Origin of the sequence: Agromyces sp. CF514 (assembly GCF_900113185.1) — a bacterium.
In the GTDB taxonomy this organism is placed as follows: Bacteria; Actinomycetota; Actinomycetes; order Actinomycetales; family Microbacteriaceae; genus Agromyces.
Genome location: NZ_FOZD01000002.1, coordinates 104,141 through 128,099, shown reverse-complemented (window position 1 = coordinate 128,099; position 23,959 = coordinate 104,141). Strand labels below are relative to the sequence as shown.

At 70.8% G+C, this 23,959-nt stretch carries 24 protein-coding genes; 14 read left to right on the top strand and 10 right to left on the bottom strand.

The annotated features are described in order from the left end of the window. Positions 1-48: 48 nt before the first annotated feature. Complete coding sequence (locus BM342_RS13475) at positions 49-465, bottom strand: hypothetical protein (RefSeq protein ID WP_092967079.1); 417 nt, start codon at positions 463-465, stop codon at positions 49-51. Positions 466-659: 194 nt separating this feature from the next. Here BM342_RS13475 and BM342_RS13470 point away from each other — a divergent pair, with 194 nt between their 5' ends. The 5 genes from BM342_RS13470 to BM342_RS13450 all read left to right on the top strand — a co-directional run bounded on the left by BM342_RS13470 (position 660) and on the right by BM342_RS13450 (position 6,659). Next, complete coding sequence (locus tag BM342_RS13470; RefSeq protein ID WP_143109884.1) at positions 660-2,051, top strand: glycosyltransferase; 1,392 nt, start codon at positions 660-662, stop codon at positions 2,049-2,051. 151 nt (positions 2,052-2,202) lie between these two features. Continuing rightward, a complete protein-coding gene (locus tag BM342_RS13465) occupies positions 2,203-4,038 on the top strand; it encodes an ABC transporter ATP-binding protein (RefSeq protein ID WP_369823163.1) in 1,836 nt (611 codons plus the stop codon). Continuing rightward, entirely contained in the window at positions 4,035-5,000 is a 966-nt protein-coding gene (locus BM342_RS13460) for an energy-coupling factor transporter transmembrane component T family protein (RefSeq protein WP_092967073.1), read from the top strand. Before BM342_RS13465 ends, BM342_RS13460 begins: the two co-directional genes overlap by 4 nt. A 168-nt stretch (positions 5,001-5,168) precedes the next feature. Continuing rightward, a complete protein-coding gene (locus BM342_RS13455; protein ID WP_092967071.1) occupies positions 5,169-6,038 on the top strand; it encodes a siderophore-interacting protein in 870 nt (289 codons plus the stop codon). Between the two features lie 24 nt (positions 6,039-6,062). After that, a complete protein-coding gene (locus BM342_RS13450; RefSeq protein ID WP_092968602.1) occupies positions 6,063-6,659 on the top strand; it encodes an ECF transporter S component in 597 nt (198 codons plus the stop codon). 94 nt (positions 6,660-6,753) lie between these two features. Here the strand turns inward: BM342_RS13450 and BM342_RS13445 are convergent, their stop codons facing one another. Continuing rightward, positions 6,754-7,704 (bottom strand): FKBP-type peptidyl-prolyl cis-trans isomerase, encoded by a 951-nt coding sequence (locus BM342_RS13445; protein ID WP_143109883.1) that lies wholly within the window; start codon positions 7,702-7,704, stop codon positions 6,754-6,756. Between the two features lie 154 nt (positions 7,705-7,858). Here BM342_RS13445 and BM342_RS19970 point away from each other — a divergent pair, with 154 nt between their 5' ends. Beyond that, the gene (locus BM342_RS19970) at positions 7,859-8,653 is read left to right on the top strand and encodes a class I SAM-dependent methyltransferase (RefSeq protein ID WP_218154945.1); all 795 of its coding nucleotides are present in this window, start codon (positions 7,859-7,861) and stop codon (positions 8,651-8,653) included. A 49-nt stretch (positions 8,654-8,702) separates the two neighbouring features. Here the strand turns inward: BM342_RS19970 and BM342_RS13435 are convergent, their stop codons facing one another. Next, positions 8,703-9,551: a sulfurtransferase gene (locus tag BM342_RS13435; protein ID WP_092967067.1), complete on the bottom strand. Its 849-nt coding sequence runs from the start codon at positions 9,549-9,551 to the stop codon at positions 8,703-8,705. A 139-nt stretch (positions 9,552-9,690) separates the two neighbouring features. Here BM342_RS13435 and BM342_RS13430 point away from each other — a divergent pair, with 139 nt between their 5' ends. From BM342_RS13430 to BM342_RS13400, 7 genes are all read left to right on the top strand, one after another. Beyond that, complete coding sequence (locus BM342_RS13430) at positions 9,691-12,663, top strand: Na+/H+ antiporter subunit A (RefSeq protein ID WP_092967065.1); 2,973 nt, start codon at positions 9,691-9,693, stop codon at positions 12,661-12,663. After that, positions 12,660-13,175, top strand: a complete 516-nt coding sequence (locus BM342_RS13425; RefSeq protein WP_092967063.1) for a sodium:proton antiporter — start codon at positions 12,660-12,662, stop codon at positions 13,173-13,175. The genes BM342_RS13430 and BM342_RS13425 overlap by 4 nt, the downstream gene beginning before the upstream one ends. Beyond that, positions 13,172-14,755 (top strand): Na+/H+ antiporter subunit D, encoded by a 1,584-nt coding sequence (locus BM342_RS13420; RefSeq protein WP_092967061.1) that lies wholly within the window; start codon positions 13,172-13,174, stop codon positions 14,753-14,755. The genes BM342_RS13425 and BM342_RS13420 overlap by 4 nt, the downstream gene beginning before the upstream one ends. Further along, positions 14,752-15,417 (top strand): Na+/H+ antiporter subunit E, encoded by a 666-nt coding sequence (locus BM342_RS13415; protein WP_255368800.1) that lies wholly within the window; start codon positions 14,752-14,754, stop codon positions 15,415-15,417. Before BM342_RS13420 ends, BM342_RS13415 begins: the two co-directional genes overlap by 4 nt. Further along, a complete protein-coding gene (locus tag BM342_RS13410; RefSeq protein ID WP_092968598.1) occupies positions 15,414-15,686 on the top strand; it encodes an MrpF/PhaF family protein in 273 nt (90 codons plus the stop codon). Before BM342_RS13415 ends, BM342_RS13410 begins: the two co-directional genes overlap by 4 nt. Next, the gene (gene mnhG, locus BM342_RS13405) at positions 15,683-16,063 is read left to right on the top strand and encodes a monovalent cation/H(+) antiporter subunit G (RefSeq protein WP_092968596.1); all 381 of its coding nucleotides are present in this window, start codon (positions 15,683-15,685) and stop codon (positions 16,061-16,063) included. The genes BM342_RS13410 and mnhG overlap by 4 nt, the downstream gene beginning before the upstream one ends. 323 nt (positions 16,064-16,386) lie before the next feature. Further along, positions 16,387-16,821 (top strand): DUF4304 domain-containing protein, encoded by a 435-nt coding sequence (locus tag BM342_RS13400; RefSeq protein WP_092967059.1) that lies wholly within the window; start codon positions 16,387-16,389, stop codon positions 16,819-16,821. A 698-nt stretch (positions 16,822-17,519) separates the two neighbouring features. Here the strand turns inward: BM342_RS13400 and BM342_RS13390 are convergent. Continuing rightward, positions 17,520-18,017, bottom strand: a complete 498-nt coding sequence (locus tag BM342_RS13390; protein ID WP_092967055.1) for a DUF6882 domain-containing protein — start codon at positions 18,015-18,017, stop codon at positions 17,520-17,522. A 161-nt stretch (positions 18,018-18,178) separates the two neighbouring features. On the opposite strand from BM342_RS13390, the gene BM342_RS19635 reads away from it, so the two are divergent. Further along, positions 18,179-18,763, top strand: coding sequence for a hypothetical protein (locus BM342_RS19635; protein ID WP_143109881.1), 585 nt, complete (start codon positions 18,179-18,181; stop codon positions 18,761-18,763). Positions 18,764-19,094: 331 nt separating this feature from the next. Here BM342_RS19635 and BM342_RS13385 read toward each other — a convergent pair whose 3' ends face one another. Genes BM342_RS13385 through paaA form a run of 6 tightly spaced genes read right to left on the bottom strand, consistent with a single transcriptional unit; the run spans position 19,095 to position 23,867 of the window. Further along, positions 19,095-19,880, bottom strand: coding sequence for an enoyl-CoA hydratase/isomerase family protein (locus tag BM342_RS13385; protein ID WP_092967053.1), 786 nt, complete (start codon positions 19,878-19,880; stop codon positions 19,095-19,097). 52 nt (positions 19,881-19,932) lie between these two features. Beyond that, positions 19,933-21,162: a 1,2-phenylacetyl-CoA epoxidase subunit PaaE gene (gene paaE, locus BM342_RS13380; protein WP_092967051.1), complete on the bottom strand. Its 1,230-nt coding sequence runs from the start codon at positions 21,160-21,162 to the stop codon at positions 19,933-19,935. Next, positions 21,162-21,695 carry a 1,2-phenylacetyl-CoA epoxidase subunit PaaD gene (gene paaD, locus BM342_RS20075; RefSeq protein WP_092968594.1) on the bottom strand — a complete coding sequence of 178 codons (534 nt, stop codon included), beginning with the start codon at positions 21,693-21,695 and terminating at the stop codon, positions 21,162-21,164. Before paaD ends, paaE begins: the two co-directional genes overlap by 1 nt. 5 nt (positions 21,696-21,700) lie before the next feature. After that, positions 21,701-22,576 carry a 1,2-phenylacetyl-CoA epoxidase subunit PaaC gene (gene paaC, locus BM342_RS20070; protein ID WP_092967049.1) on the bottom strand — a complete coding sequence of 292 codons (876 nt, stop codon included), beginning with the start codon at positions 22,574-22,576 and terminating at the stop codon, positions 21,701-21,703. Then, positions 22,573-22,878, bottom strand: a complete 306-nt coding sequence (gene paaB / locus BM342_RS13365; protein ID WP_092967047.1) for a 1,2-phenylacetyl-CoA epoxidase subunit PaaB — start codon at positions 22,876-22,878, stop codon at positions 22,573-22,575. The genes paaC and paaB overlap by 4 nt, the downstream gene beginning before the upstream one ends. After that, the gene (paaA, locus tag BM342_RS13360; RefSeq protein ID WP_092967045.1) at positions 22,878-23,867 is read right to left on the bottom strand and encodes a 1,2-phenylacetyl-CoA epoxidase subunit PaaA; all 990 of its coding nucleotides are present in this window, start codon (positions 23,865-23,867) and stop codon (positions 22,878-22,880) included. Before paaA ends, paaB begins: the two co-directional genes overlap by 1 nt. Positions 23,868-23,959 lie beyond the last annotated feature (92 nt).

Sequence of the window (23,959 nt, the reverse complement as noted above, 5' to 3'; positions counted from 1 at the left end):
CGCGCGTGGTCGCCGTCGTGGAGCGGATCGGCGACGGGGCTCCGAGCGTCAGGCCGCGAGGCCGAGCCGCCGCAGGTCGTCTCCGGACGCCTCGAACTCGGCACCGGACTCGACGACGTACTCGCGCGGCACCCGGGCGGCGTTCTGCACGCGCGCCTCCCGGCCCACCTGGGCGAACGGTCCGACGACGGCGCTGCGGCCGATGACCGCGCGCTGGCCGATCCGGGCGTTCACGCCCACGACCGCGCGCTCGGCGACGATCGCCCCGGCCTCGACCCATCCGCCGTGCTCGATGCGCGCGCCGCGCTGCACCTCGGCTCCCGGATCGACGTACGCCGTCGGGTCGACGAAGGCGCTCGCATCGACCTTCGCCGTCGTCGAGACGAGGCCACGGCCGTTCGCGTGCTTGCGGTAGCGGCGCAGGACCCCGGCTTCGTCTTCGAACTCGACGTAACTGATTCCCACGTTGTCCTCCCTCGGATGCGAGGTCTTCCGCACCCGGACATTGATACAACACCGCAGATGAGCCGAGCATTCCCGCGGTGGGGCCAGCCTGAGCGGCATTTCTCGGTGCCTGCCCTGATTCGCCGGGGTGCCAGCACCGAGATCGTGGGGAATCGGTGGCGGGCGAGATCCGCCCATGGCTAGCGTCGCCCCTCGTGCCGGGTGTTCACCGGCATGCGCCGGACGCATCCGCCCGGTTCGCCGCATCCGTCGAAGAGATCCACATGTCGAACTACCTGCTCTGCTCCAACCCCATCCAGGGGCACGTCTCCCCCATGATCGCCATCGCGCACGACCTCGTGTCGCGCGGTCACACCGTCACCGTGCTGACCGGTACGCGCTTCCGCTCCGCGGTCGAGGCCGCCGGCGCGACCCACCGCTCGCTGGGCGGGGTCGCCGACTACGACGACCGCGTCATGCAGGAGCACCTGCCGGACCGCGACCGCCACCACGGCATCGCGAAGCTGCAGTACGACGTGCAGACGATCTTCGTGAAGACCGTGCCCGACCAGTTCGCCGCCGTCGAGGCGGCCATCGACGAGTGCGCGCCCGACGCGATCCTCGTCGAGACCGCGTTCGCCGGGGTGCTGCCGCTGCTGCTCGACCGGCAGGGCGGGGTCGGTGCGGACCTGCCCCCGATCATCGCCGTCGGCGTGCTTCCGTTCAGCCAGTCCAGCACGGATGTCGCGCCGTACGGCCTCGGGCTCCTGCCGAAGCCCGGCGCGCTCGGCCGGGTGCGCAACCGCGTGCTCAACGTGCTCGTGCAGCGCGTCATGTTCCGCTCGACGCAGAAGCTGGCGAACGACCTGCTGCACGAGCTCGGACGCCCGAGCCTGCCGTCGTTCGTGCTCGACCTCTCGCGCCTGCACGAGCGGTTCCTGCAGCTCGGCCCGTCGGACTTCGAGCCGCCGCGCCGCGACCTCTCCGAGAACGTGCGCTTCGTCGGCACCGTGCTGCCGCCCGCTCCCGCCGCGGGTCCCCTCCCCGAGTGGTGGCACGAGCTCGACGGATCGCGACCGGTCGTGCACGTCACGCAGGGCACGATCGACAACAAGGACCTCGACCGGCTCATCCGGCCGACGCTCGACGCGCTCGCCGACCACGACGTGCTCGTCGTCGTGTCGACCGGCGGATGCCCCGTGGCCGACCTCGGCGAACTGCCCGCCAACGCGCGTGCAGCCGAGTTCCTCCCGTACGACCAGCTCATGCCGAAGACCGACGTCTTCGTCACGAACGCCGGATACGGCGGCACGCAGTACGCGCTGAGCCACGGCGTGCCGCTCGTCGCCGCGGGCGACACCGAGGACAAGCCCGAGGTGTCGATGCGCGTGGAGTGGTCGGGCGTCGGCGTGAACCTCCGGACGGGAACGCCGACCGCCGAAGCCGTCCGCGACGCCGTCGGCCGGGTGCTCGCCGACCCGGCGTTCACCGCTCGCGCCCGAGGCCTGGCCGATGCCATCGCCCAGTACGACACCTTCGGTCTCATCGAGGCCGAGCTCGAAGCCGCGATGCTCGCGCACGCTTCGCGCCGGGCGGCCGTCGCGTAGGCACCCTCGACCGGCGGATGTCGCGGCACCCTCGACCGGCGGGTGTCGCGGCATCCGACGGCAAAGGTTAGGCTGTCCTAAGCCGATCGCTCGGCGAGCCCAACCCACCGCCCCGGACCCGCAGATGCTCCGGCCGATCTCCGGGATCCACGTGACCGCCGCCCCCCTCATCGCCCTCGACGCCGTGAGCATCCGCCACGACGAGGCCGCGCGGCCGACGCCCGACGGCGTCTCGTTCGAGGTGCGCCCAGGCGAGGTCGTGCTGCTGCTCGGGCCCTCCGGATGCGGCAAGTCGACGCTCGCGCTCGCGCTCGACGGCCTCGTGCCGCACGCCGTGCCCGCCACGCTCGAGGGAACCGTGCGCGTCGCCGGGATCGACAGCGCCGAGCACACGGTCGCCGAGCTCAGCGAGCACGTCGCGATGGTCTTCCAAGACCCCGACGCGCAGGTCGTCACGGGCACCCTGCTCGACGAGGTCTGCTTCGGGCCCGAGAACCAGCTCGTCGCGGCATCCGAGGTGCTCGAACGCGCCGAGCGCGCGCTCAAACTCGTGGGCCTGTGGGAGCGCCGCGCCGACAACCCCGACGTGCTCTCGGGCGGCGGGCGGCAGCGGCTCGCGATCGCGTGCGCGCTGGCCCTCGCGTCGCCCGTGCTCGTGCTCGACGAACCGACCGCGAACCTCGACCCGGCCGGAATCGACGAGGTCTACGCGGTGCTCCGCGACCTCGCGAGCGAGCGCGACCACGCGATCGTGCTCGTCGAGCACAACCTCGACGCCGCCGTCGACATCGTCGACCGCGTGATCGTGCTCGACGCCGCCGGACGCCTCGTGATCGACGGCCCGGCGCACGAGGTGCTGCGGACCCGCGCCGAGCAGTTGCTCGAACTCGGCGTGTGGCTGCCCGTCTCGACGCTCGCCGCGCTGAGGCTGCGCGAGGCGGGCGTCGTGCTCGACCCGCTGCCGCTCAGCCCCGCCGAACTCGGGGCCGCGCTCGACGCCGTCGACGTGCTGCCGGCACCGCTCCTCGGCTCCGCCGCCCCGTCCACTCCCGCCACCTTCACCGCTGACGCCGCCACTCCCGCGCGGACGCGAATGGCCGCTTCCGGCGCGGTGGAGCGACCATTCGCGTCCGCGCGATCCCTGGCCGGGAACACGGGGGCAGCGCCCGCGCCCGCGATCACCGTGCGCGACTGCTCGGTGCGCCGAGGCGGCCGTCGCGGACCGGTGGTCGTCGACGCGGTCGACCTCGACGTGGCATCCGGTGACTTCCTCGCGATCGTCGGCACGAACGGCGCGGGCAAGACCACGCTGCTGCAGGCCATCGCCGGCGTCATCGCGTCGCCGAAGGGCAGCGTCGACGTGCTCGGCATGGATCCCTCGCGCGCCGACGCGCGCACCCGTGCACGCCAGATCGGCTTCGTGTTCCAGAACCCAGAGCACCAGTTCGTCGCGCACACCGTCGCCGAGGAGCTCGAGCTGGGGCTCCGGCTCCAGGGCGTCGACGAGGCGGCCCGGCGCATCGAGGTCGACCGCATGCTGGCCCGCTTCGACCTGGCCGAGCACCGCGACCGGCACCCGTTCCTGCTCTCGGGCGGGCAGAAACGGCGGCTCTCGGTCGGCACCGCGCTCGTCGCCGGAGCCCCGGTGCTCGCACTCGACGAGCCCACGTTCGGCCAGGACCGCGCCCGCGCGTCCGAGCTGCTCGACATCCTGAGCGGGCTCAACGTCGAGGGCACGACCGTGCTCGTCGTCACCCACGACCTCCAGCTCGTCGCCGACCACGCCACGCACGTCGCCGTCATGCGCGACGGACGCCTGCTCGGCGTCGGCCCGACGGCCGAGGTGCTCGCGGGCCCGCTGATCGAGGCGGCCGGACTGCGGCATCCGCCCCTCGCACGTGCGACGCGCGGGCTCGCCCGGCACCCCGAATGGCATGCGGTCACCCGGATGTCGCAGCTGCCCGCTCGCGATCGGGCCGCCGCATGAGCGCCGTGACCCCCGAGTCCCCGGCTCCCGACGTGCAGGCGGGCGCGCTCGTCTCCGCCGCGCCCGCCGCACCGGCCGCCGCACCGGCCGCCGCGACCGCCGCCCTGCCGCGCGACCCGTACGCCGAGCAGGCGCCCGCCCCCGGCATCCGCTTCCTGCACCACCTCAACCCGCTGGCGAAGTTCGCGGCGCCGCTGCCCGTGATGCTCGCGCTCATCTTCACGCGCGGCCTCGCGATCCCGACCGCGTTCATCGTGCTCGCGCTCGGCCTGCTGCTCGTCGGCGCACGGCTCTCCGGCCGCACCCTGGCCGTGCTGCTGCTCGGCACGCCGGTCGCGATCGCAGTGCTCGGGCTGAGCTTCGGACTGTGGGTCGACCCGGCCCGCGTCGAGGATGCCGGCGCCGCGGCATCCGTCGTCCTCTTCTCGGTCGGCGACTGGAGCTTCACGCTCGGGGCCTATCTCGTGGGCCTCGCCACGGCGCTCCGCATCGCCGCGCTGCTCATGCTCTCGCTCATCGCCGGGCTCACCACGAGCGGGCCCGAGCTCGTGCGCGCGCTCGTGCAGAACCTGCGCGTGCCGTACCGCATCGGCTACACGGCCCTCGCCGCGCTGCGGTTCGTGCCGCGCTTCGGGCACGAGCTCGAGGTGATCCGCGCCGCGCATCGCGTGCGCGGGACGGATGCCGGTCGCGGCCCGATCGCGGCGGTCCGGCGCACGATCGGCACGGCGATCCCGCTGCTCGCGAGCGCGATCCGGCACGCCGAGCGCGTCGCCCTCGCGATGGACGCCCGCGCCTTCGGCGCCCACCCGACGCGCACCGAGCGCACGATCAGCCGCTGGCGCGTGCGCGACACGGTGTTCGTCGTCGCGTTCTGGGCCGTGTCGGCGGCCGTCTACTGGTGGGCGCTCCAGGCGGGTCTCGGCGGCGTGACCGGCGACCGCACCGACGTCGGGCTCTGACCGGCGGCCCGCCCGTCGACGGCCCGAGACCGACCAGGCGCACGAACCGCACCACCGCACCACCGGCACGACCCGGAACGACCCGCACCGCCCGCACCACCCGCACCACCCGCACCACCCGCACCGCCACGACGAAGTCACGACCCCCGAGTCCCGGAAGGACCCCCGATGGCCAAGACGCACAGCCGCCAGGTGAAGACCGAGCGCACCACGCCGATCGAGCTCGAGGTGCTGGCCACCGCGCGCGTGAGCCCGTCGTTCACGCGCATCACCGTGGGCGGCGGCGAGATCGACCGATTCACGCCGCGCGGGTTCGACCAGTGGTTCCGCCTGTTCCTGCCGCCCCAGGGTGCAGAGGGCGTGCGCCTGCCCGACCGCGACGGCTACCTCGGGTACGCGCAGCTGCTCCGCACCCCGAAGGCGGAGCGCCCGACGATGCGCAACTACACGGTGCGCGAGTACCGTGCGGCGACCGCCGAGCGCGGTGCCGAGCTCGACATCGACTTCGTGCTGCACGAGCACCCCGAGACGGGCGAGCTCGAGGGCGTGGCGGCCGCGTGGGCCGCGTCGTGCCTGATCGGCGACCGCATCGGCGTCCTCGACGAGGGCTACGGATTCGACGCCCCCGACGAGGCCGAGTGGTTCCTGCTCGTCGCCGACGAGACGGGCCTGCCGGCCGTCGCGGGCATCGCCGCGTCGCTGTCCGCCGATGCGCGCGGCGTCGCGATCGTCGAGATCCCGCACGCCGACGACGCGCAGGAGTTCCCGAAGCCGGCCGGCCTGGTCGTCCACTGGGTCGTGCGCGAGCACCACGATCGGCCGGGCGCGGGCGCGTACGCAGCGGCGGCCACGCTCGAACTGCCCGCCGACGTCGTGACCCACGGATACGCGGTCGGCGAGTCGGGGCTCGCCACCGGCATCCGTCGACTGCTGGTGAACGAACGCGGCTGGGCGAAGACCGACGTGAGCTTCTGCGGGTACTGGCGCCTGCCGAAGGGCGCCGCCGCGATCGAGACCGCCCAGCTGATCGGAGCCTGAGCCGTGCCTGCGAAGACGACCCGCATGAAGGCCCCCACCCGCCTGCTGCTCACGTGCGCCGCGATCGGCGCCGCCGCGGGCATCGTGCTCATCCCGGCGTTCGTGCTCTCGACGACGGTCGCCCCGGCGATCCCGCTGCTCTACGCCGCGTTCGCCGGCATCTGGAGCATCCCGTTCGTCATCGCGCTCGCACTGCTGCGCCAGCCGGGCGTCGCGCTGCTGACCTCGCTCATCGCGGGCCTCATCAACGCGGTGCTGACCCCGCAGGGCCCCTCGGCGATCCTCACGTGCCTCATGATCGGCGCGATGGTCGAGATCCCGCTCGCGCTCGGACTGTACCGCTCGTTCCGCCCGTGGATCTTCTACGTCGGCGCCGCCGCGTTCGCGCTGCCCTACGCGCTCTACTCGATGCCGTTCCTCGGCGTCGACCGCATGCCGTTGTGGGCGCAGGTCGCGTACCCGACGCTCTCGGTGCTCTCGAACCTCGCGGGCGTCTGGCTCGGACTGCTCATCGCGCGTCGCCTCGAGCGCACGGGCGTCGCTCGCGGCCTGCAGCGTCCCGTGCGGCGCATCAGGGCGACGGATGCCGCGGCGCAGGCGCAGCCCGCATCGCAGGCCTGACCCCTCCGCCACGCCCTCCTGCGGCAACTCGCAGACGCGGAACGGGCCGCAGCGATCACTCGCTGCGGCCCGTTCGCCGTTCGTGCTGCGGAGGTTAGGCCGCGGGTGCCGTGTCGAGGATCTCGACGAGGAACACCAGGGTCTGCCCACCGAGCTCGGCGGCATCGGCGTCGGTGCCGTAGGCGTACTCCGGCGGGATCGAGACGATGAGCTTGGTGCCGACCTTCTGGCCGACGAGCGCTGCGCCGAAGCCCTGGATCACCTGGTCGGTCGAGAACTGCGCGGGGTCGCCGCCGTAGCTCTGGTCGAAGACCTCGCCGGTGTCCCAGCTCGTGCCCTGGTAGTTCAGCGTCACGGTGTCGCCGGTCGCGACGACGTCGCCGTCGCCCTCTTCGAGCACCTTGATCTGGAAGTCGGCCGGCGGCTCGGTGTCGGGCAGGGTGACCGTGGGGGCCTCGCCCTCGGCGCCGAACTTCACCTCGGGCACGTCTTCGGTCCACTCCTTCGCCGTGAGCGGCTCCTTGACGTCGACGACGATGACGACGCTCTCGCCCGCGGCGAGGCCGACGTTCTCGTTGCCGGCGCCGTCGTAGAGTGCCGATGCCGGGGCGACGGTGACGGTGCGGGTGCCGGTGGGCACGCAGTCGATGCCCGCGAGGAACGCCTCGTAGACGCCCTCGCCGCCGGCCTCGATGGTGGCGGGCTGCGAGAACAGCTGGGTGCCGCTGGATCCGGCGTAGGCGCTGACCACGGCGTTGACGCTGTCGCCGGCGGCCGTCGTCTCGCCGTCGCCCTCGATGACGATGGTGCGCTGCAGCTCATCGGCCTCGAGCGGGGTGTCGAAGGTCACCGTGGGCACCGACCCGAAGTCGCCCTCGACCTTCACGCCGTCGCTGAGCTCGCCCGACGGGAGGTCCATGCAATCGGCGGCGGCAGGGGTGTCCGAGGCTTCGGGGTCTCCGCCGCCGGCGCATCCGGCGAGGAGCAGGGCGGCGGCCGCGGTGGCGAGCGCGACGGGCGCGACGCGGCGCAGGGCACGATTCATGAGGGGGTCTTCTCGATTCGATCGGAAAGCAGGAAGGTTCCAGTCTGCACGTTCGGGCTTTCGATTGCCTGAATTCCAGACATCCGGCCCGATCACCGGCCAGAATGGGGCCATGGGGGAACAAGGGGACGTTCGGGGTACCGTCAGGCACTTCGTGGAGCATGCGCGGGCATTCGCCGAGCTCGACGAGGTGGTGTGGGATCCGATCTCGATGGCGACGGTGCTGCGCTCCTCGCCGCAGTTCGGCGAGCTGGTGCTCGACGCGTGCTGCGGGAACGGCGCATCGGCGGTGCCGACGGCCGAGCTCGTGGGTCCGTCGGGGGCGGTCGACGCGATCGACCTGTCGGAGTCGATGATCGAGCTCGCGCGCGAGCGCGCCGAGCGCGAGTCGGCCCCGCTGCCGCAGCTCCGGCTGCACGCCGCCGACGTGCTCGAGTGGGAGCCGACCGGCTACGACCTCGTGCAGTGCGTGCTCGGGGTGTTCTTCTTCCTCGACCCCGAGGCCGGTGCCCGGCGGCTCGTCGAGCGGCTGAAGCCCGGTGGGAGGTTCGCGGTCACCCTCTGGGCTCCGAGCGCGTTCGAGGAGTTCACCAAGGCGTTGTGCGACGCGGTCGAGGCCGAGGGCGGCGAGGCCGGCTCCGAGGCGGTCGCCGCGTACCGCGACCGCGCGGTGCCGTCCGTTCCCGAATCCCCCGGAGCGCTCGCGCAGTGGCTGGGCGGCCTCGGGCTCGAGCAGACGCGCGGCGAACTGGTGCCGCGGCACGTCGACCTCGACGACGACCTGTCGTGGCGACTCGTCATGGGCATGTCGAGGTCGAGGCTCGTCGCCGACCTCAACGACGAGACGCGCGAGCGGGTCGCGACGCGGTTCCGCGAACTCCTGGCCGAGCGCGGCATCACGCGGGCCGACCTCTCGACGATCATCGGCGTCGGGCACCTGCCGGCCTGAGACCGACGAGCGGCTCGGCCGACTCGGCGGGCCACCCCGCGCCGCCGGCTCAGCCGGGCTCGGCGCCCGTCGCCACGGGTCGCGAGGCGTCGGTCGACCACTGGCTCCACGATCCGGGGAACAGCGCGGCGTCGACGCCGGCGATGGCGAGCGCGGCGACGGCGTGCGCGCCGGTGACGCCCGAGCCGCAGTAGGTCGCGACCTCGGCACCCGGTACGGCGCCCACCTCGGCGAATCGGGCGCGCAGCACGTCCGCGGGCAGGAACCGGCCGTCCGCGTCGAGCGCGGATCCGGTGGGCGCCGATCGGGCGCCCGGGATGTGTCCGGCGCGCGGGTCGATCGGCTCGACGTCGCCGCGGTATCGATCGGCCGCACGCGCGTCGAGCAGTACTCCGCGCCCGGACAGCGCGGCAGCCCCATCGATGTCGACCACGCGCATGCCTCCGTACCGAGCGGTCGCGTCACCGGCATCGGGCACGACGTCGCCGGTCTCGAGCGGATGCCCCGCAGCACGCCACGCGCCGAGCGCGCCGTCGAGGATGCGCACGTCGTCGAATCCCGCGTAGCGCAGCAGCCACCAGGCCCTGGCGGCCGACTGCCCACTGAGGTCGTCGACCACGACCGCCGTGTCGCCGTCGCGCAGGCCCCACCGTCGCATCGCGGCGGTGAATGCCTGCTCGGACGGGAGCGGGTGCCTTCCGGCGCCCACTGCGCCGTGGTCGGCGAGCTCGGTGTCGAGGTCGACGTACACGGCCCCGGGAATATGCCCCGCACGGTATGCCTCGGTGCCGTCGGGCTGGGCGAGGGTCCAGCGGACGTCGAGGACGACGGTGCGCGCGGCCGGCGCATCGTCGGCGAGGCGTCGTGCGAGTTCGTCGGCGGTGATGAGGATCGGCATCCGTCCATCCTGCGTCATCCGCCCGCCCGCGGCATCCCTCGCGGTTCATGTCTTTCGCGGTCACCGGGACGTGAGTGCCCGAAGCCCCGGTAAACTGTCCGGACGGACTGTGACTGAAACTGAAGCGTGAGGAGGGTGGATGATCACCAGCCTCGCGATCTTCGCGGCGGTCTCGATGCTCACCCCGTGGCTCGCGAAGCGTCTGGGCCGTCGGGTCTTCGCGGTCATCGCCCTCGTGCCCGCCGCGGTCTTCGTGGTGCTGCTGACCTGGCTGCCCGGCGTGCTCGCCGGCACGCCCGTCGTCGAATCCGTCTCGTGGATCCCCGAGCTCGACATCGCGCTGAGCTTCCGCATGGACGCCCTCGCACTGATCCTCTCCCTCGTCGTGACGGGCATCGGCGCACTCGTGCTGCTCTACTGCACCTGGTACTTCGCCGACGACGAGCCCGCGCTGGGCCGCTTCGCCGGGCTGCTGCTCGCGTTCGCGGGCGTGATGCTCGGCCTCGTCACCTCCGACGACGTGTTCGTGCTGTTCACGTTCTGGGAGGCCACGAGCGTGCTCTCGTACCTCCTCATCGGCCACTACACCGGCCGTAAAGAGAGTCGCGGTGCGGCGCTGCAGGCGCTCACGGTGACGACGTTCGGCGGACTCGCGATGCTCGTCGGCCTCGTGCTGCTCGCGGTCGAGGGCGGCACGACCTCGCTCTCCGAACTCATCGCGAACCCGGTCACGGGGGCCGCGGCCGAGTGGGGCATCGCGCTCGTGCTCGTCGGCGCCATCTCGAAGAGCGCGCTCGTGCCGTTCCACTTCTGGCTGCCGGCGGCGATGGCGGCTCCCACCCCGGTCTCCGCGTACCTGCACGCGGCGGCGATGGTCAAGGCCGGCGTCTACCTCGTCGCGCGACTCGCCCCCGGCTACGCCGACCTCTCGGTGTGGCATCCGATCGTCATCGGACTCGGCGTGCTCACCATGCTCGTCGGCGGATGGCGCGCGCTGCGCCAGTACGACCTCAAGCTGCTGCTCGCCTACGGCACCGTGAGCCAGCTCGGCTTCCTCGTGCTCGTCACGGGCTTCGGCACACGCGATGCCGCGCTCGCGGGCGTCGCGCTGCTGCTCGCGCACGCCATGTTCAAGGCCGCCCTGTTCCTCACCGTCGGCATCGTCGACCACGCCGCGGGCACGCGCGACTGGCGCAGGCTCTCCGGCCTCGGGCGGCGCATGCCCGTGGTCGCGACGATCGCGGCCCTCGCAGCCGCGTCGATGGCCGGGATCCCTCCCCTGCTCGGCTTCGTGGCGAAGGAGGGCGTGTTCACCGCATTCCTCGACGCGACCGAGGCGGGCGGCCAGGTCGCGCTCTGGGCCTGGATCGCCCTCGTCGGCGCCGTGGCCGGCTCGGTGCTCACGTTCGCGTACACGGCGCGGTTCCTGTGGGGCGCGTTCTCGACGAAGCCCGACGTCGCGCCGACGCCCCTGCACGCGACCGGCGCGGCCATCGCCGTCGCTCCGGGCGTCCTGGCCGCCGCGAGCCTCGTCGCGGCCTTCGCGATCGGGTTCGTCGAGCCGCTGCTCACGGCGTACGCCGACGACCTTCCGGGCGAGCACGCGTACCATCTCGCGCTCTGGCACGGCCTCGAGCCCGCGCTCTTCATCTCGCTCGGCGTCTTCGCGGTCGGCGGTCTCATGGTGTGGGCCAGGCGCGAGGTCGCGCGCCTGCAGGCCGCCGTCGTGCCCATGGTCGACTCGAGTCGCGGGTACCTCGGCATCGTGTCGGCGGTCGACCGCACCGCTGCGGCGATCACGACCGCGATCCAGTCCCGTGGCCTGCCCGGCTACCTCACGATCATCGTCGCGGTGTTCATCGGCGGGCTCGGCACGGCCTCGATCCTGAACTCCGAGTGGCCCGCCGACATCCGGCTCTGGGACTTCAGCTCGCAGCCGTTCATCGCCGCGGTCATGTGCGTCGCCGCCGTCGCGGCCGTGCTCGTGCGGCAGCGCATGACCGCGGTGCTGCTCGTGAGCGTCACGGGCTACGGCCTCGTGCTGCTCTTCGGCATGTCCGGCGCGCCCGACCTCGCCCTCACCCAGGCGCTCGTCGAGACGATCGTGCTCGTCGTGTTCGTGCTCGTGCTGCGCCGGCTCCCGAAGCAGATCGCACAGCGCAACCCCCCGGTGCACAAGGTCGCGCGCGGCGTGATCGGCGCCGTGTCCGGCGTCGTCATGGGCGTGATCGGCCTGGTCGCGCTGGGCGCGCGCATCGAGCCGACGATCGCCGGCGGCCTGCCTGCCCTCTCGCTCGAGGCGCACGGCAAGAACATCGTGAACGTCATGCTCGTCGACATCCGTGCGTGGGACACCCTCGGCGAGATCTCGGTCCTGGTCGCGGTGGCGACGGGTGTCGCGAGCCTGATCTTCGTCTCGGGCCGCACCGGCGGGGCGCCGCGCCTCGACGACGGCGACCTCGGCCTCGACCGGCGCGACCGCATCCGTCCGCTGCCCGAGCAGGCGGCGAGCATCCGCGCCCCGCGCACGAGCCTCGCGAACACCGACGGCGAGACGGATGCCGCGGCCGAGGCGGCGTCGACGAGGCAGACGTGGCTGCTCGCCGGCCGTACGATCTCGCCACGCAACCGATCGATCCTGATCGAGGTGCTCGTGCGCCTGCTCTTCCACCCCGCGATCGTCGTCTCGGTCTTCCTGCTCTTCGTCGGCCACAACGCGCCGGGTGGCGGCTTCGCGGGCGGGTTGCTGGCCGGCCTCGCGCTCGTGGCGCGCTACCTCGCGGGCGGTCGCTACGAGCTCGGCGAGGCCGCCCCGGTCGACGCCGGGCGCCTGCTCGGCACGGGCCTCCTGCTCGCCGCCGGAACCGCGACGGCCTCGCTGTTCTTCAGCGGCATCCCGCTCGAATCGGCCTGGTTCGAGGCCGAGGTGCCGGTGCTCGGCACGATCTCGATCGGCACGTCGACGCTGTTCGACATCGGCGTGTACCTCGTGGTCGTCGGTCTCGTGCTCGACATCCTGCGCTCGCTCGGCGGCGAGGTCGACCGCCAGCAGGAGGAGGCGTCCGAAGACGAGACCCCCGAGTCCGCCCCGACCGAGGGGGTGCGCGCATGACCGGATCTCTCACGCTCGTGATCCTGATGGCCGTCATGTTCGGCGCGGGCATCTCGATCATGCTCGAGCGCAGCCTGACGCGCGTGCTCATCGGGTTCCTGCTCGTGGGCAATGCGGTGAACGTGCTCATCTACCTCATGAGCGGGGCACCGGGGCTCGCCCCGCTCCTCGGTGAGGGCGTCGACCCCGACGAGATCTCCGACCCGCTTCCGCAGGCGTTCGTGCTCACCGCGATCGTCATCAACCTCGGCATCACGGCGTTCATGCTCGCCCTCATCTACCGTTCGTGGTGGCTGGCGCAGCTGGGCGCCAAGGGCGACCTCATCGACGACGAGGACGAAGACCTGCACGACGCCGAAGAGGCGGCCGACCTCATCCGCAGCTCCGCGGCCGACGACGCCGCGATCCAGGAGATCATCGAGGCGAGCGACGAGGAGCCCGACGACGACCTCGAAGAACGGCTCGAGCTCGAGGCATCCGCTCGCGACGCAGACCGGGAGGCCGACCGATGACCCCCGCCGCACTCGTGCCCCTCGTAGTGCTGCTGCCGCTGCTCGGCGCGGCGACCGCGCTCATCCTCGGCCGCCACCGTCGCGCCCAGATGATCGTCAGCACCGCGGTGCTCGCGAGCGTCGTGGTCATCGCGTCGGTGCTGCTCGCCGTCGTCGACGCCGGCGACCCGCTCGCGGTGAACGTCGGCGGGTGGCCGGCGCCGTTCGGTATCGTGCTCGTCGTCGACCGGCTCTCGGCCATCATGCTGCTCGTCTCGGCCGTCGTGCTGCTCGTGGTGCTCGTGTACGCGGTCGGGCAGGGCGTCGCCGACCGCCACCGCGAGACCCCGGTGTCGATCTTCCACCCGAGCTACCTGATCCTGTCGGCTGGAGTGTTCAACGCCTTCATCGCGGGCGACCTCTTCAACCTCTACGTCGGGTTCGAGATCCTGCTGTCGGCGAGCTACGTGCTGCTGACCCTCGGCGGCACGGGCGAGCGCATCCGCGCGGGCGTCACCTACATCATCGTGAGCCTCGTCTCGTCGCTGTTCTTCCTCAGCGCGATCGCGCTCATCTACGGCGCGACGGGCACGGCGAACATCGCGCAGCTGTCGGTGCGCATCGGGGCGCTGCCCGACAGCGTGCAGCTCGTGCTGCACCTGCTGCTGCTCATCGCGTTCGGCATCAAGGCCGCCGTCTTCCCCCTGTCGTTCTGGCTGCCCGACTCGTACCCGACCGCGCCTGCGCCGGTCACGGCGGTGTTCGCGGGCCTGCTCACCAAGGTCGGCGTCTACGCGATCATCCGCACCGAGACGGTGATCTTCTCCGAGCAGGACCTCTCGTTGCTGCTCATGGTCATCGGCGGGCTGACCATGGTCATCGGCATCCTGGGCGCCCTGACCCAGGCCGACATCAAGCGACTGCTCTCGTTCACGCTCGTGAGCCACATCGGCTACATGATCTTCGGCATCGCGCTCGGCACCCAGCTCGGCATGGCCGCGACGATCTACTACGTCGTGCACCACATCACGGTGCAGACGACCCTGTTCCTCACGACGGGGCTGATCGAGCGCTTCGGCGGGGCGACCTCGATCAACCGGCTCGCGGGCCTGCTCAAGGCCTCGCCGTTCCTCGCGATCCTGTTCTTCATCCCGGCCCTGAACCTCGGCGGCATCCCGCCGTTCTCGGGCTTCCTCGGCAAGACGGGCCTGTTCCTCGCGGGCGGCGAGCAGGCCGCCGCAGACCCCGCGACCGCCTGGCTCGTGTGGGTCGTCATCGCCGCGGGCGCGATCACCTCGCTCATCACGCTCTACGCGCTGACCCGGTTCTGGAACATGGCGTTCTGGCGTCGCCGCGAGGAGCTCGAGGGTTACGAGTCGGTGCTGCTCGGCTCGGTGCAGGAGGCGCCCGAGGGTGCGACCGTCACCGCCACCAAGACCACCCCCCGGCTCATGGTCGCGGCGACGACGGTGCTCGTCGTCGTCACGGTGCTGCTCACGGTCTTCGCGGGGCCGATCTTCGGGCTCGCCGACCGCGCGGCCGAGAACCTGATCGACCCCTCGGTCTACGTCTCCCTCGTCTTCCCGGGAGGTGTGCAGTGAGCGGCACCCCCAGTCCTCGTCCCGCTGCCGGCGCGCAGCCCGACGTCGGCGCCCGCCCCGCGGTCTCCCGCTGGGGGTCGGTCTGGCGCCAGCTCCCGCTGCTCGTCGCCCTGGTGGCGCTCTGGTGCTTCCTCTGGGATCACATCGACCTGCTCACCGTCGTCTCGGGCATCGTGCTCGCCGTGCTCGTGACGCGCACGCTGTACCTGCCGCCGGTGCTGCTCAGCGGGCGATTCAACGCGTGGCGCGGACTGCTGCTCGGGCTCCGCATGATGTTCGACGTGGTCGTCGCGTCGCTGCAGGTCGCGTGGTTCTCGATCAACCCGTGGTGGAAGCCGATGAACTCGATCATCGCCGTGCAGCTGCTGACACGTTCCGACCTCGTGACCACGCTCACGGCCGAGGCCATCTCGGTCGTGCCCGGCACGGTCGTGGTCGACATCGACCGCGAGCGCGGGCTGCTCTACCTGCACGCGCTCGGCACGCGCACGCGGGCCGACATCGAGCGCACGCACCGCGACGTGCTCGGCACCGAGGAGCGCATCGTGCTGGCCATCGGCACCCACGCCCAGGCCGAGTCGGTGCGCGAGGCGCGCCGTGAGCGACGCGCCCAGGCCCGCACGGCGCCCGACCGGGACATCCGTTCGAAGGAGGGGACATGAGCTTCCTCGTGCTCGCGAGCATCGTCGCGGGCGTCATGTTCGGCATCGGCGCGATCGCCGCGGTGGTGCGCATCATCAAGGGCCCGTCGATCCTCGATCGCGCCCTCGCGACCGACGTGCTGCTCGCGATCGCGATCTGCGCGCTCGGCGCCGAGATGGCCGTCAACAAGCACACCGACACGCTCGTGGTGCTGCTCGTACTGGCGATGTTCGCAGTGGTCGGGTCGATCTCGATCGCCCGGTACATGGCGAAGCAGGATGCCTCGTGAGCGCCGCCGAGATCGCCGTCGGGCTGCTCATCGTGGTGAGCGGGTTCCTCTCGATGGCCGCGGGCATCGGCATCCTGCGCTTCCCCGACGTGCTCACCCGGCTGCACGCGGCGACCAAGCCGCAGGTACTGGGCCTCGCGGCCGTGCTCGTCGCGATCGTCGTGCAGGTACCGACCTGGGGCGTGCTCACGACCGTCGTGCTGATCATGACGTTCCAGCTGCTCACGCAGCCGATGACCGCGCACATGCTCGGCCGCTCGGCCTACCGCAGCGACCACGTGCGGCGTGACCTGCTCATCGAGGACGAGCTCGACCGCGACATCGCCGAGCACGACCAGCAGGCGGCACGGATGCCGCGGGCCGACGACGTGCGCTGAGGTGCGTCAGTCCGCTGACGGACGAGCAAACGCCTAACGAAAGGTCCCAACGGAACGGCGACCGCGATCAGCTGACCCCGCAAGCGGATACCTAAGCGGGCCGCTGCAGTGCGGTCGCGGCGGGGCGTACGCTCTCGCTCATGACGACGCACGAACCCGCAGAACTCGCTCGAGAACTCGGCTATACAAATGAAGATCGACCCGGGAAGGTGGTGCGGGACTATCTCCGCGCCAAGTACCCGCATCACCGGAAGAACCAACGATGGGTGCTGGATGAAGCTCAGGCAGATGACGTTCGCGCAAATGTACCGCGGAAGCAATAGATGGCAACTGCGCAAGAACAGCTCAAGGCACTGTTACGCGAAGACCTGGCTCCTCGACTCCGGGCCGCGGGACTGACGGGAATCGAGCGTACGTTCGCCGTACCGAGCCGCGAGTTCTTCGCACAACTCGGCATCCAATCGTCGGTCTCGAGCACGAGCGAATACGTGAAGTTCACGATGAACGCGCAAGTCATCCGGAAAGCCGATTGGGAGGCGACGCGTCAGGATCGTGTGGGGCTTCCTGCGAGACCAAGCCCCAACGTCGGCTATCCCTTGGAGCGGAGCTGGTGGGAGCGCGTCGGATTGCTCATGGGTACAACCGATCGATGGTGGACACTGGATGCGGGCGGCGCGAACCGGAGCGAGATCGCCTCGGACGTAATCCATGCGGCGATTGACTTTGCGCTTCCCGCGATCAGAGAACGCATCGCTTAATCGATCACCCGCTCATGGATCCTCACGGCAAAGCCTGACGAAGGCTTGGCGTGGTTCATGCATCCTTGGTCGTGCAGCTCTACTCCACTGGTGAGCAGCGGAGAGCCCAGACGACCACCGCCACTCCTCCGATCGCGGATGCTGCCATCCCTGTCCAGAACGCAGGACCGAACCCACCGAGGGGACCGGCCATTAGGAGGGTTACCGCGACGCCCGTCGCCACCACACCGAGCCCGCCCGTGATGGCCGCCGCCTGTCCTGAACGAACGAGTTTCGTGGTGAGCGCTCGCGACCCGAGTCCCGCGCCAAGGGCGAGGAGGCTCGCAATCAAGCAAATGGGTACTGCGATCAGCAGCGAGTAGGGGAGGAATCCCAACGCGAGCAGCGGGTTGTACGCCCCGACAAGGAGCTGGGTGACGGACGCGATAACCGCCGTTGTGATCCCGGCCCCACCTGCGAGCAGGATCAATTCCGAGCGCTCAATGTGCGAGATCTCGCGTAGGCGAATGCGCAATTCCGCCCACCTCCTCCGGCAATATTGTTGCGCTGACGCTAGCAGCTCCGCGCGCCTGGTCACTCAATCACGAGACGAGTTGGCGCCCGAATGCCGGTCCGCGAACGCTCGAGTGCCACGGGTTCAAGCACCGATCCTCACTGGGCGTCCGAACGGGATCCCTCTACGGTGACTGCTGCCGACGTCAGCTTTGGGACGGGGCGAGGTCGCGGAAGCCGAGGTAGACGTAGTTGGCCATCGATGGCCCTCGGTACCAGCCATCCAAGCCGGCCAGCTCGACAGTGATATTGGCCAGATCGTCCGCCATTTCTACCGGAATCTCGAGCTTCGCCTGAGCGAGCAACTCGAATCCCGGCCGCGCCGCGGCCGCCGCCACTTCTCGTGAGGCGCCAGTTGCTGACTCAGGCACGGATCCGTTTGCCCACCCCCAGAGCCAGGTGCCTGCTGCCAGGGCGTAGCTACCGATCAGCTCCACCTGCCCTGTAATCAAGCGGTCCGGGAACTCGAACGAAATCGTTCCGGCGGCGAGATCAGCGGACCAGCGATCGGCCGACCCAATGCCCCAGAGTTCGGCAGCGCGGTCTTGCTTGGTGGCAACCTCGACGTGGCTCTCGACTACGAGTTGCGCAAGTTCAGGAGTCAACCATCCCTGCTCAGACTTCGTGCGCCGCTTCCAGATCATCAGGTCAGGCTAGCGGCGCCAGCCTTCCGGTACCGCGCCGGATGATCGGAGGCCAGGAGCGGGATGGCGACGCGGTCACAACTGCATGACGATCCAGATGCTGACCTTCGGTCACCTTCTGCGTTCGAAACAATGTGGCGTGCCGTTCGAAGGGAGTCCCGGTGATCAGTCCGCTGCGTGAGGTGCAACTGCCACCTGAGCAGGCCTACCAACACAAGGCCCGTGTGCTGCGCGGTTGGGTGATCGCACTGGCCGTCACAGTCGTGGTTGGAACGCTGGTTCTCGGCGGACTGATCGTTCGATTGTCCTCCACCACACCCTTTCCAGTCGTCGTTTCGTCGCCACGCGACTGTCGACTCAGCGAGGATGCCTACGCACCAAAGCTGTACATCGCCGCAGACCTAGCCGCGATGTCCGACGGGTCACTCATGAACGCATCGCCGATCAATCCGCGCGACCGGGGAGTGGCTGCCGTCGGCGTCGTCTCTTCACTGCCGCCTCTCTCAGCGCTCGACGATGCCGAGATCATGCACATCGCCCACGAAGCCGAACAGAACGAAACCTGGTTCGGTGACGACGAGGTGACCGGGGTCCTCGTCGCGGTCGTTGACACCGGAGGGCAGACAAGCGGCCACCTACAGGGACTGAGAACGACGTGGGCCCTCGGGGAACCCGCTGTCCAGCAAGATCTCCCGCTCGGTGTCAAGTTCACACCCACGACCTGCACAGTGACTACAACGAGATGACGTCCATGCCGTCTCTGTCCTTGGCTAACCTCGCTCGCGTGGGTCGCTGGCGCCCGTAAGCCGGTCGCTCAGCGCGCGCACAACCGCCAAACTGCCCGGCGCGGAGTCATTGGGGGCTGGGTGCACGTTTACCCCGCCCGACTTATTGCCCGATGACGGCCCCGTATCTGCAACACCGATTCCGTGACCGGATTGAGGATCGGACACGCCCGAGTATCCGACCCCCGCGAACTCCGCCGCGCACAACGGGCAGACACCGCCGCATAGCGATCACAGAATGCCGCCATCATCCAGCGGTCAACTCCATACCCCGGGCGCGCAACTGCCCGGCTCAGCCGCGCCGGGTGAAGACCGGCCGGCGCTTCTCCTGGAACGCCGCGAAGCCCTCGCGGTAGTCGTCGGTGTCGCAGAGCGCGGCCTGCGCCCGGTTCTCGTCGGCCATCGAGGCCCAGAGTCCGAGCCGGTCGTCGCGCAGCGAGGCCACGAGCGCCTTGGAGGCGACGAACGCCTGCGTCGCCCCGGATGCCGCGGCGCGGGCCGCGGCGCGGGTGGCATCCGTCACCTCGTCGGCCGGGAACACCCGCGAGAAGAGCCCGGCCGCGACGGCCTCGGTGCCCGACATGAGGCGGCCGGTGACGATGAGGTCCATCGTGCGGTGCGCGCCCAGCCGCTCGACGAACAGGGCGTGGCCGCCCGAGTCGAGCGTGGCGCCGAGGTTCGCGAACGGCGAGCCGATCTTCGCGGTGTCGGCGACGTAGACGATGTCGCTCGCGACGAGCAGGCCGAGCCCGACGCCGAGGCAGGCGCCGTGCGCGACGGCGAACGTGGGCGCCGGGAGTGCGGCCATGCGCTCGAGCAGCGGCTGCACGCGCCCGCCGAGGTAGCCGAGCACGTCGTCTTCACGCGGATCGACGCCGGAGATGTCGCGGCCGGCGCAGAACGCTCGGCCCTCGCCGCGCAGCACGAGTGCGCGCACCTCGCCCGCGCCGACGAGGCGCTCGGCCTCGGCGTAGGCCTCCGCCAGTTCGTCGAGCGCCTGCTCGTCGAGGGCGTTGAGCTTCTCGGGGGCGTTCAGCGAGATCTCGGCGACCCCTTCGGCCACGGTGAGCTCGATCATGATGCTCCGTTCGATCGGCGGCGCCGCACCGGCATCCGCGGGCGGTCGATGTTCACACGTCGTAGTCGACCACGACGCGGTCGGACTTGGGGTGCGACTGGCATGTGAGCACGTAGCCGCGCTCGAGCTCGTCGGGCTCGAGCGCGTAGTTCTCGGTCATCGCGACGCTGCCGTCGATGACGCGCGCACGGCAGGTGCCGCAGACGCCGCCCGCGCAGGCGAACGGCACGTCGGGTCGCACGCGGAGCGCCGCGTTCAGGATCGACTCGTTCGCGCTCACGGGGCTCTCGACCGTCGTGGACTGCCCGTCGAGCATGAACTCGATCGCGATCGTGGGCTCGCCGCGCTCGACCACGACGGGCCGCCCGTGGCGGGGTTCGACGCGATCGGCGTCGGTCGTGAAGAGCTCGTACCGCACGTGCTCGGACGCCACCCCACGGGACTCGAGCGTGTCTCGGGCGAGCTGCACGAGCTCGAACGGGCCGCAGAGGAACCACTCGTCGACCGTCTCGGGCCGGATCAGCACGTCGAGCATGGTCTCGAGCTTCTCGCCGTCGATCCGGCCAGAGAGCACGGGCGCCGTGCGCTGCTCGCGCGAGAGCACGTGGTGCAGCGCGAGCCGCGACGGGTAGCGGTCCTTGAGGTCGGCGAGCTCCTCGAGGAACATGACGTCGAGCGTCGAGCGGTTCGTGTAGACGAGCTCGAACTCCGAGGTCTCCGAGCGCGAGAGCACCGTGTGGGCGAGCGCCATGAGCGGGGTGATGCCCGAGCCCGCCGCGATGCCGACGACGTGCTTGCCGTCGAGCGCGTCGAGCGTCGACGTGAACGTGCCCTGCGGGCTCATGACGTCGAGAGTGTCTCCGGCGGCGAGTTCGGTGTTCGCCCACGTCGAGAACAGGCCGCCGAGGTCGCGCTTGATCGCGACCGAGACGCTGCCACGCACCGGCGGACGGCAGATCGAGTAGCTGCGGCGCAGCTCGTGCCCGTCGAAGTCGCGACGCAGCGCGACGTACTGGCCCGGCAGGTACGTGTAGTCGTCGGCGAGCTCGTCGGGCACGGCGAACGTGACCTCGACCGAGTCGGCGGTGAGCGGGCGCACCTCGGCGACCGCGAGCGTGTGGAACCTCGCCCGGCGGCGCTTCGGGAAGCCCTGGTTGGTCGGCACGGTGCCGCCCACGGTCGAGGCGAGGAACGCCGTCGCGACCGATTCCTCGGGTGCGGTCGGAGCCGACGCCGTCGCCGTGCCGAAGAGGCCGGTCGACCCCAGGTTGCGCGCGACCATCAGAGCACCTTGAAGTAGTCGAAGGGCTCGAGGCAGTCGCGGCACTCGTACAGCGCCTTGCACGACGTCGACCCGAAGCGCGTCAGCTCCTTGGTGTTCAGCGAGTCGCAGCGGGGGCACTTGACCGCCAGCTGCACGCGCACCGGCCCGGCGTCGCGCGCGGCGGCGCGACCGGTCGGCGCCTGGATGCCGTAGCGGCGCAGCTTCTGCTTGCCCTCCTCGGTCATCCAGTCGGTGGTCCAGGCCGGGGCGAGCACGAGGTCGACGCGCACGTCGTCGTAGCCGGCGTGGGTGAGCGCGAGCAGCACGTCGTCGCGCATGGCCTCGAGCGCGGGGCATCCGCTGTACGTCGGGGTGAGCTGCACCTGCACGGCGCCGTCATCGGCGACCGACACCGAGCGCAGCACACCGAGGTCCTCGATCGTCAGCACGGGGATCTCGGGGTCGGTGACGGTCGCGGCGACCTGCCACGCCCGCCGGGAGCGCTCATCGGCGGGCAGCGGTCGGATTGCGGATGCCTCGGGCCGGGCGATCGCGGTCACCACGACGCCCCCCGGTGCTGGCGGGCGAGCACCTGCATCTCGGCGAGCAGCGGCCCGAGGTGCTCGGTGTGGCGGCCCTCGCGTCCGCCGCCGGAGGCGATGAACGCCGTGCGCCCGGTCGGCCGTTCGAGCTGCGCCTCGGCGAACACGGCGTCGATGGCCGCCTCGAACGCGGGGCGGAGGGTCGACGGCTGCACGGCGACGCCGCTCGCAGCGAGGCGCGAGGTGAGCGCGTCGTCGACGAACAGCTCGTCGACGTACGGCCAGGTGTCGGTCACGGCCACGATCATGCGGCGCCGCGACTCGTCGGTGCCGCAGGCGAGCCGGAGCACCCACTGCACGGCGTGGTCGCGGTGGTAGTCGACCTCCTTCACGGACTTCGCGGCGATCGCGGCGATCGTCGCGTCGGTCGAGTCCTCGAGCGCACGATAGAGCTCGAACAGGTAGAGCGAGGCCACGAGCTGCCGGGCGATCGTGTGCGCGAAGTCGCCGTTCGGCTGCTCGAAGAGCCAGGCGTTGCGCCATCCGGGCTCGTCGCGCCAGTAGGCGAGGTCGTCTTCGGTGCGGCCGGTCGCGGTGCCCGCGTAGTGCAGGAGCGAGCGTGCATGGCCGATGAGGTCGAGGGCGATGTTGCCGAGCGCCACGTCCTCTTCGAGCTCGGGCGCGCGCGTGATCCACATGCCGAGCTGCTGGGCGAGCACGAGGGCGTCGTCGCCGAGCCGGGTCGCGTACTCCGCGGCATCCGTCGTCGCGACCGCACCGGTGCCCGTGATGCCCGCGCCCGCGAGCTCCTCGGCCAGCTCGAGCTGATCGACCGAGACGTCGCCGTGCACGTCGACGTGCCCAACGCCATGGGTCTCGTGCGTGCTCACAGGTGCTTCACCCCTTCGCTCTTCGTGTAGTAGATCGCGTGGCGGTAGTTCTTGCCCGCTGGGCTCTCGAAGAAGGCGCCCTTCGCGTCGGGGTCGCTCGTGGTGACCGCATCGGCGGGCACGACCCAGATCGAGACGCCCTCGTTACGGCGCGTGTAGAGGTCGCGCGCGTTGCGCACGGCCATGTCCGCGTCGGGCGCGTGCAGCGAGCCGACGTGCACGTGGCTGAGTCCGCGGTTGGCGCGCACGAAGACCTCCCAGAGGGGCCAGGGCTCGGTTCCCATCTCACCGGGCGTCGACATCACGCCACCGCCCCGGATGCCGCGAGCTCGCGCTCGGACTGCTTGCGGGCGTACTCGGCTGCGGCTTCGCGCACCCACGCTCCTTCGTCGTGCGCCTCCCGGCGGCGGCGCAGGCGTTCGGCGTTGGCAGGGCCGCGGCCGGCGAGCACCTCGTTGAACTCGGTCCAGTCGATCTCGCTCATGTCGTACTGACCGGTCTCCTCATTCCACGCGAGCGCGGGGTCGGGAAGCGTGACGCCCATGACCTCGGCCTGCGGCACGAGCATGCCGACGAAGCGCTGGCGCAGGTCGTCGTTCGAGAAGCGCTTGATGTTCCACGCCATCGACTGCGCCGAGTTCGGCGACTGGTCGTCGGGCGGGCCGAACATCTGCAGCGCGGGCCAGTACCAGCGGTTCACGGCCTCCTGCGCCATCTGCCGCTGCGCCTCGGTGCCCTGCATGAGCTCGAGCAGGATCTCGAAGCCCTGCCGCTGGTGGAACGACTCCTCCTTGCAGATGCGCACCATCGCGCGGCCGTACGGGCCGTACGAGGCACGGCAGAGCGGTACCTGGTTGCAGATCGCCGCGCCGTCGACGAGCCAGCCGATGGCGCCCATATCGGCCCAGGTCGGGGTCGGGTAGTTGAAGATCGAGGAGTAGCGCGCGCGGCCCTCGATGAGCTGCTGCATCATCTCGTCGCGCGTGATGCCGAGCGTCTGGGCGGCCGAGTAGAGGTAGAGGCCGTGACCCGCCTCGTCTTGCACCTTGGCCATGAGGATCGCCTTGCGCTTGAGGCTCGGCGCGCGCGTGATCCAGTTGGACTCGGGCTGCATGCCGATGATCTCGGAGTGCGCGTGCTGGCTGATCTGGCGGATCAGCGTCTTGCGGTACGCCTCGGGCATCCAGTCGCGGGGCTCGATGCGCGAGTCCGCGGCGATGAGGTCGTCGAACCTGGCCTCCTCGGGGGAGAGCTCGGGTTCGACCACGCTGAGGTCAGCGGGTGAGGTCATCGTCGACTCCTGTGTTGTTCACGTGCCTGTGGTGTTCTCGGGCGCGGTGCCGGCGGCATCCGTTCGTCTCTGAACATAATACTAACCGATCG